Genomic DNA, 13,300 nt, shown 5'->3' on the forward strand with positions numbered 1-13,300 from the left:
AAAAAAATCAAAGTGAGCAGCCCGCCGGGCCGCTTACCATGCTTGTCATGGCTACAGATACCGAGATGACCACTTTGATGGCCGCGCGCATTCGTGATGCGGCGGCCTCAGGCACGGCCTTGCGCATACGCGGCGGCGGCAGCAAGGACTTTTACGGCCAGGCGCTCACGGGCGAGCTGCTAGATATGTCCTCGCACAGCGGCGTCATCAGCTACGAACCCAGTGAACTGGTGGTGACGGTGCGCGCCGGTACCCCGCTGATGGAGCTGGAGGCCTTGCTGGCGGCCCAGGGCCAGTGCCTGCCTTTCGAGCCGCCGCATTTCGGCCCGCACGCCACCGTGGGCGGCATGGTGGCCTGCGGCTTGAATGGTCCGGCGCGTGGCAGCGTGGGCGCGGTGCGCGACTATCTGCTGGGCGTGAAGCTGCTCAACGGCAAGGGTGAGTGTCTGACCTTTGGCGGCCAGGTCATGAAGAATGTGGCGGGCTACGATGTTTCGCGCCTGATGGCCGGCGCGCTGGGCACGCTGGGCGTGTTGCTGGAGCTGTCGCTCAAGGTGCTGCCGCTGGCGCCCGCCGAGGCCACGCTGCGCTTTGACATGGATGAAGCCTCGGCCCTGCGCCAGCTCAACCGCTGGGGCGGCCTGCCGCTGCCCATCAACGCCTCCAGCTGGCAGGCGGGCCACCTGTCGGTGCGGCTCAGGGGCGCCAAGGCGGCGGTGGCGGCGGCTCAACAGTCCATGGGCGGCGAGCTGGCGGGCGGCGAGTCCGCGCAATTCTGGGCCGGCTTGCGTGAGCAGACGCAGCCATTTTTTGCCTTGCAGGGTGATGAATCCCTGTGGCGGCTGAGCTTGCCAGATACCAGCGCGCCGCTGGAGCTGGGCGCGACGCTGCTGGAATGGGGCGGGGCGCAGCGCTGGCTCAAACGCCCGGCCAGTGATGCCCAGTCGATTCGCCAGGCGGCGGCTCAGGCCGCCGGCCACGCCACGCTGTTTCGCTCGGCCGACAAAAGCGTGCCGGTGTTCACCCCGCTCAAGGCGCCGCTGGAGCGTATTCACCGCGAACTCAAAAAGCAGTTCGACCCGGCCGGTGTTTTCAATCCGGGCCGCCTGTCGGCGGACTGGTAAGGAGCAAGCTGTTCATGCGACGTCTGCGCCACCTGTCCGGGCAACACCGCACACCTGCCATGAACCGCCTGCTGGGGGGCGTGCTGGCCTTCAATGCCGGGGCCATCAATGCCGGTGGCTTTTTGCTGGTCAGCATGTACACCTCGCACATGACGGGTTTTTTGGCGATGCTGGCCGACAACCTGATCCTGGGCAATATGACGCTGGTGCTGGGTGCCGTCGGCACCTTGCTGGCCTTCACCTGCGGGGCGGCGGTGACCGCCATCCTCGTGAACTGGGCGCGGCAGAACCGGCTGCGCAGCGAGTACGCGCTGCCCTTGCTGCTGGAGGCCGTGCTGCTGCTGGTGTTCGGCTTGCTGGGGGCCACGCTGAGTCGCCAGACCCCTTTTGCCGTCCCGCTGACCGTGCTGGTGCTGGCCTTCACCATGGGCCTGCAGAACGCGCTGGTCAGCAAGATTTCATCGTCGCAAATTCGCACCACCCACATGACCGGCGTCATCACCGACCTGGGCATTGAGCTGGGCAAGATGTTTTACTGGAACCGGACCGCCAGCCCGCCCGAGTCGCGGGTGCGCGCCAACCGGATCAAGCTGCGGCTATTTGCCACCTTGCTGGCCATGTTTGTGGCCGGCGGCGTGGTGGGTGCGACCGGCTTCAAGTATGTGGGCTTTATCTGGGTACTGCCGCTGGCGCTGCTCTTGCTCGCCCTGTCCCTGCCGCCCTTGTTCGCGGACTTTTACCGCAGCCTGAGGCGCAGGGCCAAGGCGAAAGCCATTCAACCGTCTTCCTGAACACCATGCAAACCCAGCTCGCCCCCGAATTCAAGAACAGCCCTGATGGCCTGGCCGCCGAAGCAATTTTGCGCAAATGCGTGCACTGCGGCTTTTGCACCGCCACCTGCCCGACCTACCAACTGCTGGGCGACGAGCTCGACGGCCCGCGCGGCCGCATCTACCTGATCAAGCAGGTGCTGGAAGGCGAAACGCCGACGCGCAAGACCCAACTGCACCTGGACCGCTGTCTGACCTGCCGCAACTGTGAAACCACCTGCCCCAGCGGCGTGCAATACGGCCAGCTGGTCGATATAGGCCGCAAGCTGGTCGACGAGCGGGTGGCGCGCCCGCTGGGCGAAACTGCCGTGCGCTGGGCGCTGAAGGAAGGCCTGCCGTCGCCGCTGTTTGCCCCCGCCATGAAGATGGGGCAGGCGGTGCGCGGCCTGCTGCCAGAAGCGCTGCAGGCCAAGGTGCCGGCGCGGCAAGAGGCCGGCGTCTGGCCGCAGCGTGAACATGCCCGCAAGATGCTACTGCTGGCCGGCTGCGTGCAGCCCGCCATGATGCCCAACATCAACAGCGCCACGGCCCGTGTGCTCGATGCCGCCGGCATTCAAACCGTGGTGGCCGCCAAGGCCGGTTGCTGCGGCGCCGTCAAGTTCCACCTCAACGATCAGGATGGCGGCAAGGCCGAGATGCGGCGCAATATCGATGCCTGGTGGCCGCATGTTGAAAGCGGCGTGGAGGCCATCGTGATGAATGCCTCGGGCTGCGGCGTCACGGTCAAGGAATACGGCCACCATCTTGGGGCCGACCCGCTCTATGCCGCGAAAGCCGCACGCATCAGCGAACTCACCAAAGACCTGAGCGAGCTGCTGCCTGAGCTGGTCGAGCGCTTGCGCGATCGGGTGGCGGCCAGCGCCGGTCAAATCGCCTTTCACCCCCCCTGCACCTTGCAGCATGGCCAGCAGTTGCGTGGCGGCGTGGAGCAGCATCTGGGCGCGCTGGGTTTTGATATCAAGGTGGCGAGCTGTGAGGCGCACCTGTGCTGCGGCTCGGCCGGTACCTACTCGGTGCTCAACCCGGAGATCGCCTATCAGCTGCGCGACCGCAAGCTGACGAATCTGGGCGAGATGGCGCCCGAGGTGATCGTCTCGGCCAACATCGGCTGCATCACGCATTTGCAAAGCGGCACGGCCACGCCGGTGCGGCATTGGGTTGAGTTGCTGGATCAGGCCTTGAGCTCATGACAGGCTGACCCGCCGGGCGGCAAGGCTACTGACATCACGCTGTCAGCAGGCCGGGCGCAGCATCAAGACTCCATCACGCAATCAGGAGTCTTTCATGAAAAACGCCATCAGCTGGGTTGAAATACCCAGCACCCAGTTGGAGCAGGCCCAGGCTTTTTACCAAGCCGTGCTGAACTGCAGCCTGCGCCGCGAGCCCATGGGGCCGTCCGAAGGTGCCGTCTTTCCCTACGAGGGCGAAGGCGTGGGCGGTGCCCTCATCGCCGGTCCCACGGCGTCCGCGCCGGGCGCCGGCGGCGTGCTGGTCTACCTCGACGCCAGCCCTTCGCTGGATGCCGCACTGGCCCGCGTGATCCAGGCCGGCGGCAGCATTGCCTTGCCGCGCCAGGCACTTCCGCCAGGCATGGGGTTTTTTGCGCACATCGTTGATCTCGATGGCAACCGTGTCGGTCTGCACGCGCTGGCCTGAGTACTTTGCGTGTTTCCCCGCGTGCTGGCGGTGGCTGTTTCGTCGCTACATTTTTAATAGCGGTTTGCGGCCGTGCTGTCTGGGCTACAGGCCTAAAATGCTTGCATGCGCCGCGCCGACCGCCTGTTTCAACTCGTTCAGCTGATTCGCGGCCGCCGTCTGAGCACGGCGGCGTTTCTGGCGCAGCGCCTGGAAGTCTCGGAGCGCACCGTCTACCGCGATGTCGCCGATCTGCAGCACCAGGGCGTGCCTATTGAAGGTGAGGCCGGCGTGGGCTACCGGCTGGGTGCCGGTTTTGACTTGCCGCCGCTGATGTTCAGCGAAGACGAAGCCAAGGCGCTGGTGGCCGCGGCCCGGCTGGCTCAGGCCTGGCTGGACCCGGCGCTGGCGCGCGAGGCCGAGCAGGCGCTGGGGAAAATCCTGTCGGTGCTGCCCGCCGCTACCCGTGCGGCGGCCGAAAGCGTGGCCTTGTATGCACCGGCCTTCGCGCTGGAGCCCATCACGCAGCAACGCCTGCAGACCCTGCGTGAAGCGGTGCAGGCGCGCCGCCGTCTGAGCATCCGCTACCGCGACGCGGCGGACCAGCGCAGCCAGCGCAGCGTGCGGCCGCTGGGCTGCTTTTTCTGGGGCAAGGTCTGGACGCTGGCGGCCTGGTGCGAAACCCGGCAGGCCTTCCGCAGTTTTCGTGTCGACCGCATCGATGAGCTCGCGCTGCAGGAAACCACTTTTCGTGATGAAGGCGGGAAAACGCTGGCCGATTTTCTGCGCCAGGCCGGTGCCAGCGCCTAGGCGCCATACGGAACAGGGTTGGCTTGCTATTAAGTTAATAGCTATTTGCGCCCGTCATTAAAGCGCTACAGGCCTTTTTGCCTGACAAATCAAGCCGCCAGCGCGGCTTCGATGTCCTTGGCCAGGTCGGCCGGTTTGTCCAGCGGCGCATAGCGCTTGATGACCTGGCCGTCCTTGCCGACCAGAAACTTGGTGAAGTTCCACTTGATGGCCTTGCTGCCCAGCAGGCCGGGTGCCTCGGAGGCCAGCCACTGGTACAGCGGATGGGCCTCGGGGCCGTTGACGGCTATCTTGGACATCATGGGAAAACTCACGCCGTAGTTGACCTGGCAAAACACGGCGATCTCGTCGTCATTGCCAGGGTCTTGCGAGCCGAACTGGTTGCAGGGAAAGCCCAGCACCGCCAGGCCCCGGCTGGCATAGCTTTTGTGCAGCTCTTCCAGGCCGGCGAATTGCGGCGTGAAGCCGCACTGGCTGGCGGTGTTGACGATCAGCATGACCTGGCCCTTGAAGGCTGACAGGTCTATGTCCTGGCCGTTGATCTGGCGCGCTTCAAAGTCATAAACAGTGCTCATAAACAGACTCCTGGAGTGAATCGTTCTTGAAACGTGACGCAATTTTCCGCCGGGCCGCCCCAAGGCTCACGAAGTGCGGCGGAGCCAAAATTAGCCCCCGCGGGGGGCAGCGCATTACGCGAAGCGAAAAGCGTGGGGGCTGGACTGCTTTAGGATGATTTTGCGCCACTTTGTCCATTGCCCGCCGGCGCCATGGCCGCCAGCACCGCCGCCAGCACGATCAGGGCGCCGCCCAGCAGGATGCGCGGACTGAACTGAGCCGCGCCCAGGGCGGCGGCCGACAGGCTGGCAAACAGGATTTCGGTCAGCATGACGACGGCCGTGGTGCTGGCCGCCAGCCGCGCGGCACCGTATTGCAGGGCCGCATTGCTGGCCATGAAGCCCAGGCCCAGCGCCAGCAGTATCGGCAGGCTGACCACCTCCAGGCTGGGCGCTGGCAGCAGTTGCTGCGCGGTGCCGAACAGCGCCACGCCAGTGGCCACCAGGCCGCAGCCGCCAAACATGGCCAACATGCGCGAGGCGCTGGGGGTGTGGCTGTATTTGCGCAGCATGGCATTGGTGACGGCGAAGCTGAAGCCGCCCAGTATGGCGAGCCAGTCTGCGCCGCTGTGCGGCAGCGGCCAGGGGGAATGCGGGGTCTTGAGCACCACCAGCACGCCGCTCATGGCCAGCAGCAGCCGCAGCAGGGAGGGCCAGGTGGGTTTTTCGCCCAGCAAGGCCCAGGCCACCAGCACCGACCAGGCCGGCATCAGGTAAAACAGCAAGATCACCCGCACCACGTCGCCCATGGTCACGGCCCAGTTGAAACAGATATTGGTCAGTCCCGAGACCAGGCCCAGGATGCACAGCTGGGGATAGGCCGCGATGCCGCGCCAGGCCTTGAAGTGCAGCGCCAGCAGGGTGGAAAAAACCAGCAGGTAGATCAGCCCCGTCACCCACAGCGGGTGCAGACCATGGGCTTGCAACTGCCGCAGCGGCCACCAGGAAACGCCCCAGACAAAGGCATTGAAAACCAGGGCGCCGGCAGCCAGGCTGGCGCTACGACCGGCAGGCGTGGCGTGGGCCGCGGCGGCCAGCATCAGTGCGATTTATCGCTGCGGGCGATGCTCATCAAGTGCTCAAGCTGTGCCTTGTGCTTGATGCAGTTGCTCTTGTGCCAGCGCTGGATCAGCCACATGAAGCCGGCCACCACCACGCCAAAGCCCGTAATCGCCCCAAAGGCCGACAGGCCCAGGCCGGTGGACAGGCTGTAGCCCGCGCCCAGCGCCAGAATGCAGGCCTGCTCGTTGAAGTTCTGTACCGCAATCGAACGGCCCGCGCCCATCAGATTGTGGCCGCGGTGCTGCAGCAGCGCATTCATGGGCACCACCAGAAAGCCGCCCAGGCCGCCCAGCAGGATCAGGAAGGGCGCGGCGACCCAGACGTTGGTGATGAAATTCATCAGGATCACCAGCACGCCCATGGCAATGCCCAGCGGCATGACCAGGGGGGCCTGGTCCAGCCGCATGCGCATGGAGGCCAGCACCGCGCCTATGGCCGTACCTATGGCCACCACGCCGACCAGCGAGGAGGCCTGGGTGGTGCTGTAGCCCAGGGCGGCGGCGCTCCAGGCCAGCACGATGTAGCGCAGATTGCCCGAGACGCCCCAGAACAAGGTGGTGGTGGCCAGCGAGATCTGGCCCAGCTTGTCGCGCCACAGGGCGGCGTTGCAGTTCCAGAAGTCGGGCAGAAGCTCCAGCTTGTTGTGCGGCATGGGACGCATTTCAACGCCGGTGTCGGGAATGCGCAAATTGAACCAGGCGGCAATGGCATACAGGAGAATCAGCACCGAAATCGCTGCTTCGGGCGGGGTGTCAATGCCAATGTCGAATACTGGGAAATCAATGGACAGCAACAGGCTGGACACCGTATGGCCGACCAGTTGGCCACCCAGCAGCACGCCCAGAATGATGGATGAAATCGTCAGGCCTTCGATCCAGCCGTTGGCCTTGACCAGTTGCGAGGCCGGCAGCAGCTCGGTCAGGATGCCGTACTTGGCCGGCGAATAGGCGGCGGCGCCCAGTCCGACGATGGCATAGGCCACCAAGGGGTGCGAGCCAAACAGCATCATCAGGCAGCCGACGACCTTGATCGCGTTGCTCATGAACATGACGTTGCCCTTGGGCCTGGCATCGGCGTAAGCGCCGACAAAAGGCGCCAGCACCACGTAAAACAGCGCAAACATGGGCACCAGTGCCGCCGGTTGCCATTTCGGCGCCCCGCTGGACTTGAGCAGCTCCACGGCGGCCACAAATAGCGCGTTATCAGCCAGTGAGCTGAAAAACTGGGCCGCCATGATGGTGTAAAAACCGCGCTTCATTAATCTGTTTTGATCACCGACAGAGAGCATCAGTTGATCTGATGCCCCAAAATAAAGGTGAATGTCTCCAAGGGATTGCCGTTTATAGCATGGGGGCTGGTGTCAGAATCCATAAAGACCTTTCAGCGGATCGCGCCAGCGCGCGGTCAGCCCAACCCCAAGCCATCACCCTATTTCGCCATGCCACGTCCCATTCTTGCCACCATTCACACCGCCGCGCTAAGCCACAATCTGGCGCGCGTGCGCGCTGCCGCGCCCGATTCGCGGGTCTGGGCCGTCGTCAAGGCCAATGCCTACGGCCACGGCATAGAGCGGGTTTTTGACGCCCTGCGCAGTGCCGACGGCTTTGCCCTGCTGGACCTAGAGGAGGCCAAGCGCCTGCGGGCCCTGGACTGGCGCAGCCCGATCTTGCTGCTCGAAGGCTGTTTCGAGGCGCGCGACCTGGAGCTATGTTCCCGCCTGGGGCTGTGGCACAGCATCCACTGCAATGAGCAGATCGACATGCTGGCGGCGCACAAGACCCAGCTGCCGCACCGCGTGTTTCTCAAGATGAACACCGGCATGAACCGTCTGGGCTTCGCGCCCGAACGCTTTCGTGCCGCCTGGACCCGGCTCAACGCCTTGCCGCAGGTCGAAGAGATCTCCTTGATGCAGCATTTTTCCGACGCCGACGGCCCCTTGGGCATTGCCGCCCAGCTGCAGGCCTTCGAGGCCGTCACCCATGACCTGCCCGGCGAGCGCAGCCTGAGCAACAGTGCCGCCACCTTGCGCCACGGCGATGTGCTGGCCGGGCGCTCGGACTGGGTGCGCCCCGGCATCGTTCTGTACGGCAGCGCGCCCGATTTCCCGGAGCGCAGCGCCGCCGATTGGGACTTGCAGCCGACCATGACGCTGTCTTCCAAAATCATAGGCCTGCAAGATCTGCGCGCCGGCGATACCGTGGGCTATGGCTCCAGCTTCAGCGCCGATGCGCCGCTGCGCCTGGGCGTGGTGGCCTGCGGCTATGCCGACGGCTACCCCAGGCACTGCACCACCGGCACCCCGGTGCTGGTCAACGGTGTGCGCACCCGCGTGCTGGCCCGCGTCAGCATGGACATGATCACGGTGGACCTGACGCCGGTACCCAACGCCGGCATGGGCAGCGAGGTGACCTTGTGGGGCCGCGCCTCCAACGGTGCCGTGCTGTCCATAGATGAAGTGGCGCGGGCCGCCGGCACCGTGGGTTATGAGCTGATGTGTGCGGTAGCGCAGCGGGTGCCTTTTGCGGTGGAATAGCGCCTCGCTACTATCCTGTGCCCCGCACAACGCCAACCGCTGGAGTTTTATGACGCTCTCTCCTGTCACCGTCCGCCCCATCGCCGCTTCAGATTTCGAGGCTTGGCTGCCGCTCTGGCAGGGTTACAACCAGTTTTATGGACGCTCAGGAGCCACCGCGCTCGCCGACGACATCACGCAGATGACCTGGTCGCGTTTTTTTGACGCTTATGAGCCGGTCCATGCGCTGGTCGCGGAGTCCGAAGAGGGCTTGCTGGGGCTGACGCACTACCTGTTTCACCGCAGCACCACTCGCATAGCGCCCAACTGCTATTTGCAGGACTTGTTCACCACCGAAGCAGCGCGAGGCCGCGGTGTCGGCAGGGCGCTCATCGAAGCGGTTTACGAGAGGGCAAGGGCCGCAGGCTCCCCCCGCGTGTACTGGCAAACCCATGAAACCAACGCCACGGCGATGAAACTGTATGACAAGGTGGCGCAACGCTCCGGCTTCCTGGTGTACGGGAAGGCCTTGTAGCGCGTGCCATGGCCCCCTGCACATGGTGGGGCCATTCTTGCGCCGTACGGTCCGCCACCCGGCAAGGGCTGCCGCTTGATGCGATGAGTGGCCCGCGCTAGTAAAGCCCGTGCACCCGCGCCTGCAGCCGCGCCAGCCCCAGCAGCGCATCGGTGAAAGGCGTGGCCACCTGGGTCAGCTGGCCCAACTCTTTCACGGCAGCCACCAGCGCATCGAGCTCGACCGCCTTGCCGGCTTCCACATCCTGCAGCATAGAGGTCTTGAAGGCGCCCAGCTTAAGCGTGACGGCGTGGCGGTCCTCGGGCTGCTGCTCTATGTGGATGCCTAGGCGCGCGCCTATGGCCTTGGCCTCCAGCATGATGCTGGAGACAAAGCCGCGCACCAGCTCGTCGCCCAGGATCCGGTCGGTGGTGGCGCCGGTCAGGGCGCTGATGGGGTTCATCGTCATGTTGCCCCAGAGCTTGAACCAGATGTCTTGCTGGATCTGCTCGGACAGCGGGGCCTCGAAACCGGCTTTTTCCAGCAAGGCGGCGAGCCGCTGGACCCGCTCACTCTTCTCGCCCGAGGGCTCGCCCAGTATCAGCTTGTTGCCGAAGTTGTGGCGCACCAGCCCGGGCTCGTCCAGCGAGCAGCTGGCATGCACCACGCAGCCTATGACTTGCTGCGCCGGAATCGCCTGGGCCAGCGCGCCGGTTGGGTCGACCGAGTTCAGGCGGGTGCCGGCCAGCGTGCCGCCAAAACCCTGCAAAAACCACCAGGGCACGCCGTTCATGGCGGTCAAAACTATGGTGTCAGGGCCCAAGAGCGGCGCTATCTGCTGCACCACATCGGGCAGCGACGGCGCCTTGACGGTCAGCACCACCAGGTCTTGCACGCCCAGCTCGGCCGGCGCGGCGCTAGAGGCCACCGCCTGCGAGCTCATGCGGCCGTCCTGAATCAGGCGCAGGCCGTGCAGCTGCAGGGCGTCCAGCGTGGCGCCGCGTGCCACCACGCTGACGCTGCAGCCGGCCCGGGCCAGCCCGCTGCCAATCCAGCCACCAATGGCGCCGGCGCCGTAAATGCAAACTTTCATGCTCTTGCTCCCCGTGCGCCTGGCGGCGTCACTGTTGCGAAAATTTAAGAAAAACAAGCCATTAGCCCAATAAGGGTGGGCGCTACCAGCTCCTTATTTGATAGCTGACGCGCCACACTGCCGAGCTCAACACGACGGCTGCAATCGCCATTTTCCCCGCAAGCCGGCCGCTTGTGGCGGCTTTTCGGCCGGAGCCAGTGGCCCGCTGCAGCCAGGCCCCAGCCTGGACGTGGCGGGTCAATACACTAGGCCCATGGCCAAAGAAAAAACGATTTACACCTGTACCGAATGCGGCGGCATCAGCCCCAAGTGGCTGGGCAAATGCCCGCATTGCAACGCCTGGAACACGCTGATCGAGTCGGTGGCCGAGAGCGCTGCCGGCAAAAACCGCTACAGCACGCAGTTCCAGTCGCTGGCCAAGGCCTCGGAAGTCACGGCGCTGGCCAATATCGACGCCACCGACATGACGCGCACGCCGACCGGGCATGAGGAGCTGGACCGGGTGCTGGGCGGCGGCATCGTCGAGGGCGGGGTGGTGCTGATAGGCGGCGACCCGGGCATAGGCAAATCCACCTTGCTGCTGCAGGCGTTGGACTCGTTGCAGCGCTCGGGGCTGAACACGCTTTATGTGACGGGCGAGGAAAGCGGCGCCCAGGTGGCGCTGCGGGCACGCCGGCTCGGTCTCGACGGCTCGCAGGTCGCGGTGATGGCGGAGATTCAACTCGACAAAATCCTCGCCACGCTGCAGGAGCAGCAACCCGCCGTGGCGGTGATCGACTCGATACAGACGGTGTATTCCGACCAGCTGACATCGGCTCCGGGTTCGGTGGCGCAGGTGCGCGAATGCGCCGCCCACCTGACGCGCGCCGCCAAGTCCAGCGGCGTGTGCATCGTGCTGGTCGGCCACGTCACCAAGGATGGGGCGCTGGCCGGCCCGCGCGTGCTGGAACACATGGTCGATACCGTGCTGTATTTCGAGGGCGACACGCATTCGAGCTTTCGCCTGGTGCGCGCCATCAAGAACCGCTTTGGCGCGGTCAATGAAATCGGCGTCTTCGCCATGACCGAAAAAGGCCTGAAGGGCGTCAGCAACCCCAGCGCCATGTTTTTGAGCCAGCACAGCGAACCGGTGCCCGGCAGCTGCGTGATGGTGACGCTGGAGGGCACGCGTCCGCTGCTGGTGGAAATCCAGGCGCTGGTCGATGACGGCGGACCCAATCCGCGCCGCCTCAGTGTCGGCCTGGACCGCGACCGTCTCGCCATGCTGCTGGCCGTGCTGCATCGCCACGCCGGTGTGGCCTGCATGGACCAGGACGTGTTTGTCAACGCGGTGGGCGGCGTGCGCATTAGCGAGCCGGCGGCCGATCTGGCGGTGATGCTGGCGATCACCTCCAGCCTGCGCGGCAAGCCGCTGCCCAAGGGCTTTTTGGCCTTTGGCGAGGTCGGGCTGGCCGGCGAAGTGCGGCCGGCGCCGCGTGGCCAGGAGCGCCTGAAGGAGGCGGCCAAGCTGGGCTTTAGCGTGGCGGTGGTGCCCAAGGCCAATGTGCCCAAGAAGCCGATCGAGGGCCTGACCATACATCCGGTCGAGCGTATAGAGCAGGCGCTGGATTTGTTGCGCAGCCTGGACTGAGGCGTTGCACAATCAAGCTCATGAAACTCGCCGTCATTTCCGACATTCACGGCAACCTGCTGGCGCTTGAGGCCGTGCTGGCCGACATTGCCGGGCTGGGCGTTGACCAGACCGTGAACCTGGGCGACATCCTGAGCGGCCCGCTGCAACCCGTGGAAACGGCCGAGCTGTTGATGGCCCGCGATTTCATCACCATTCGCGGCAACCATGAGCGCCAGGTGCTGGACCTGCTGGACCAGGGCCAGCATCTCGACCCACTCGGCACCGACGGCTACACCGCTGGCCAGTTGACGTCGGCGCAGGTGGCGTGGATCAGGGCGCTGCCCGCGCGCCTGGAGTTGGCGGGCGGCGATGTCCTGCTGTGCCACGGAACGCCCGACAGCGACCTCATTTACTGGATGGAAACCACGCTTCCCGGTTTCCCTGACGCGCATCCGACGGGTATCCGGCCCGCGACCGCCGAAGAAGTGTTGCTGCGGTTTGGCGACGCGAGCCCCCAGGCGCACTCGCTCATCCTTTGCGGCCACACCCATGTGCCGCGCATGGCCCAGTGCGGCCACTCGCTGGTCGTCAATCCCGGCAGCGTCGGCCTGCCGGCCTATGACGACGACCATCCCTACCGGCATGTGGTGGAAAACGGCGCGCCGCACGCGCGCTACGCGGTGGTGGAGAAAACAGTGCAGGGCTGGCGGGTGGACTTGCGCGCCGTGCCCTACGACCACATGGCGGCAGCCAAAGCGGCACTCGGCCGCGGGCGTGCCGACTGGGCGCATGCCCTGGCGACCGGTTGGGCCAGGCGCGGCGGCTGACCAGGTGCTATTGAAAACATAGCTGTTTGCGCTAACCCCTATTGGGTTGCAGGCCTTTTTTCTTTAAAAAGGCCGCCATGTGATGCCTGCCAACCCTTCCCGGCGGCTTTTTCATGTGGGCTACGCACTCCCCACAGCGCCGCGCTGCGCCGGGGCTGCGAAAATAAGATCATGAACTTTCAAAAATTCTTTGTTCCCATCGCCGGTCTCGCGGCGGTGCTGCTGGCCTATCGTTTTTATGGCTGGATCGGTGTGGCCGGGGTGGTCACGGCTCTGGTGATGTGGATGCTGCTGCATTTCACCCGCATGATGCAAGTCCTCAAGCGCGCGGCCAACCGGCCCATCGGCTATGTGGACAGCGCCGTCATGCTCAACGCCAAGCTCAAGCCCGGCATGACCTTGCTGCATGTGGTCGCCATGACCCGCGCGCTCGGCAAACTGCAGACGGAAAAAGACGCGCAGCCCGAAATCTTTCGCTGGACCGACGGCACCGAGTCCCACGTGACCTGCACCTTTGTCGGCGGCAAGCTGGCGCACCACGAGCTTTTCCGCCCGGCGCCAAGCGAGTCCACGCCGGCCCCGTAAAATCGGCCTTTCGGGTTTTGCAGTGCCTGCGCCCGCGCCAGGCGGCGCGGGCCCCGGTGGCGCAAATCTATTCCACGACATT

Annotated in this window: 14 protein-coding genes; 10 read left to right on the top strand and 4 right to left on the bottom strand. The window is 65.1% G+C overall.

The window, feature by feature from the left end:
* The first annotated feature begins 38 nt into the window (after positions 1–38).
* The 5 genes from glcE (at position 39) to BM160_RS05685 (ending at position 4,399) form a co-directional block, all read left to right on the top strand.
* Positions 39–1,124 (top strand): glycolate oxidase subunit GlcE, encoded by a 1,086-nt coding sequence (gene glcE / locus BM160_RS05665; protein WP_369821749.1) that lies wholly within the window; start codon positions 39–41, stop codon positions 1,122–1,124.
* A gap of 14 nt (positions 1,125–1,138) precedes the next feature.
* A complete protein-coding gene (locus tag BM160_RS05670; protein ID WP_092001853.1) occupies positions 1,139–1,915 on the top strand; it encodes a YoaK family protein in 777 nt (258 codons plus the stop codon).
* 5 nt (positions 1,916–1,920) lie between these two features.
* Positions 1,921–3,144 carry a glycolate oxidase subunit GlcF gene (gene glcF, locus BM160_RS05675; RefSeq protein WP_092001856.1) on the top strand — a complete coding sequence of 408 codons (1,224 nt, stop codon included), beginning with the start codon at positions 1,921–1,923 and terminating at the stop codon, positions 3,142–3,144.
* Between the two features lie 94 nt (positions 3,145–3,238).
* Positions 3,239–3,610 (top strand): VOC family protein, encoded by a 372-nt coding sequence (locus BM160_RS05680; protein ID WP_092001859.1) that lies wholly within the window; start codon positions 3,239–3,241, stop codon positions 3,608–3,610.
* 105 nt (positions 3,611–3,715) lie between these two features.
* On the top strand, positions 3,716–4,399 hold the full coding sequence (locus tag BM160_RS05685) for a helix-turn-helix transcriptional regulator (RefSeq protein ID WP_092001861.1): 684 nt from the start codon (positions 3,716–3,718) through the stop codon (positions 4,397–4,399).
* A gap of 89 nt (positions 4,400–4,488) precedes the next feature.
* On the opposite strand, the gene BM160_RS05690 is transcribed toward BM160_RS05685, so the two are convergent.
* The 3 genes from BM160_RS05690 to lplT all read right to left on the bottom strand — a co-directional run bounded on the left by BM160_RS05690 (position 4,489) and on the right by lplT (position 7,333).
* Entirely contained in the window at positions 4,489–4,974 is a 486-nt protein-coding gene (locus tag BM160_RS05690; RefSeq protein WP_092001864.1) for a glutathione peroxidase, read from the bottom strand.
* Between the two features lie 149 nt (positions 4,975–5,123).
* Complete coding sequence (locus BM160_RS05695) at positions 5,124–6,053, bottom strand: DMT family transporter (RefSeq protein ID WP_177218924.1); 930 nt, start codon at positions 6,051–6,053, stop codon at positions 5,124–5,126.
* Entirely contained in the window at positions 6,053–7,333 is a 1,281-nt protein-coding gene (gene lplT, locus BM160_RS05700) for a lysophospholipid transporter LplT (protein WP_092001868.1), read from the bottom strand. The genes BM160_RS05695 and lplT overlap by 1 nt, the downstream gene beginning before the upstream one ends.
* 180 nt (positions 7,334–7,513) lie before the next feature.
* Between lplT and alr the strand changes: the two genes are divergently transcribed.
* Together alr and BM160_RS05710 are read left to right on the top strand one after the other, a co-directional pair.
* A complete protein-coding gene (gene alr / locus BM160_RS05705) occupies positions 7,514–8,608 on the top strand; it encodes an alanine racemase (protein WP_092002098.1) in 1,095 nt (364 codons plus the stop codon).
* A gap of 49 nt (positions 8,609–8,657) precedes the next feature.
* Positions 8,658–9,122 (top strand): GNAT family N-acetyltransferase, encoded by a 465-nt coding sequence (locus BM160_RS05710; protein ID WP_092001871.1) that lies wholly within the window; start codon positions 8,658–8,660, stop codon positions 9,120–9,122.
* Positions 9,123–9,219: 97 nt separating this feature from the next.
* On the opposite strand, the gene BM160_RS05715 is transcribed toward BM160_RS05710, so the two are convergent.
* Positions 9,220–10,194 carry a 2-dehydropantoate 2-reductase gene (locus tag BM160_RS05715; protein ID WP_092001874.1) on the bottom strand — a complete coding sequence of 325 codons (975 nt, stop codon included), beginning with the start codon at positions 10,192–10,194 and terminating at the stop codon, positions 9,220–9,222.
* Between the two features lie 253 nt (positions 10,195–10,447).
* Between BM160_RS05715 and radA the strand changes: the two genes are divergently transcribed.
* The 3 genes from radA (at position 10,448) to BM160_RS05730 (ending at position 13,218) form a co-directional block, all read left to right on the top strand.
* The gene (gene radA, locus BM160_RS05720) at positions 10,448–11,824 is read left to right on the top strand and encodes a DNA repair protein RadA (RefSeq protein WP_092001877.1); all 1,377 of its coding nucleotides are present in this window, start codon (positions 10,448–10,450) and stop codon (positions 11,822–11,824) included.
* 20 nt (positions 11,825–11,844) lie between these two features.
* Positions 11,845–12,633 carry a metallophosphoesterase family protein gene (locus BM160_RS05725; protein ID WP_092001880.1) on the top strand — a complete coding sequence of 263 codons (789 nt, stop codon included), beginning with the start codon at positions 11,845–11,847 and terminating at the stop codon, positions 12,631–12,633.
* A gap of 171 nt (positions 12,634–12,804) precedes the next feature.
* The gene (locus tag BM160_RS05730) at positions 12,805–13,218 is read left to right on the top strand and encodes a glycerate kinase (protein WP_092001882.1); all 414 of its coding nucleotides are present in this window, start codon (positions 12,805–12,807) and stop codon (positions 13,216–13,218) included.
* Positions 13,219–13,300 lie beyond the last annotated feature (82 nt).

The organism is Polaromonas sp. OV174 (genome assembly GCF_900112285.1).
In the GTDB taxonomy this organism is placed as follows: Bacteria; Pseudomonadota; Gammaproteobacteria; order Burkholderiales; family Burkholderiaceae_C; genus Polaromonas.

Excerpts from the sequence above, each read along its gene's own strand:
- BM160_RS05695 (WP_177218924.1), bottom strand. The coding sequence starts at position 6,053 with ATGCTGGCCGCCGCGGCCCACGCCACGCCTGCCGGTCGTAGCGCCAGC.
- BM160_RS05710 (WP_092001871.1), top strand. The coding sequence starts at position 8,658 with ATGACGCTCTCTCCTGTCACCGTCCGCCCCATCGCCGCTTCAGATTTC.
- glcF (WP_092001856.1), top strand. The coding sequence starts at position 1,921 with ATGCAAACCCAGCTCGCCCCCGAATTCAAGAACAGCCCTGATGGCCTG.
- radA (WP_092001877.1), top strand. The coding sequence starts at position 10,448 with ATGGCCAAAGAAAAAACGATTTACACCTGTACCGAATGCGGCGGCATC.
- BM160_RS05670 (WP_092001853.1), top strand. The coding sequence starts at position 1,139 with ATGCGACGTCTGCGCCACCTGTCCGGGCAACACCGCACACCTGCCATG.
- alr (WP_092002098.1), top strand. The coding sequence starts at position 7,514 with ATGCCACGTCCCATTCTTGCCACCATTCACACCGCCGCGCTAAGCCAC.
- glcE (WP_369821749.1), top strand. The coding sequence starts at position 39 with ATGCTTGTCATGGCTACAGATACCGAGATGACCACTTTGATGGCCGCG.
- BM160_RS05680 (WP_092001859.1), top strand. The coding sequence starts at position 3,239 with ATGAAAAACGCCATCAGCTGGGTTGAAATACCCAGCACCCAGTTGGAG.
- BM160_RS05685 (WP_092001861.1), top strand. The coding sequence starts at position 3,716 with ATGCGCCGCGCCGACCGCCTGTTTCAACTCGTTCAGCTGATTCGCGGC.
- BM160_RS05725 (WP_092001880.1), top strand. The coding sequence starts at position 11,845 with ATGAAACTCGCCGTCATTTCCGACATTCACGGCAACCTGCTGGCGCTT.
- BM160_RS05715 (WP_092001874.1), bottom strand. The coding sequence starts at position 10,194 with ATGAAAGTTTGCATTTACGGCGCCGGCGCCATTGGTGGCTGGATTGGC.
- lplT (WP_092001868.1), bottom strand. The coding sequence starts at position 7,333 with ATGAAGCGCGGTTTTTACACCATCATGGCGGCCCAGTTTTTCAGCTCA.
- BM160_RS05730 (WP_092001882.1), top strand. The coding sequence starts at position 12,805 with ATGAACTTTCAAAAATTCTTTGTTCCCATCGCCGGTCTCGCGGCGGTG.
- BM160_RS05690 (WP_092001864.1), bottom strand. The coding sequence starts at position 4,974 with ATGAGCACTGTTTATGACTTTGAAGCGCGCCAGATCAACGGCCAGGAC.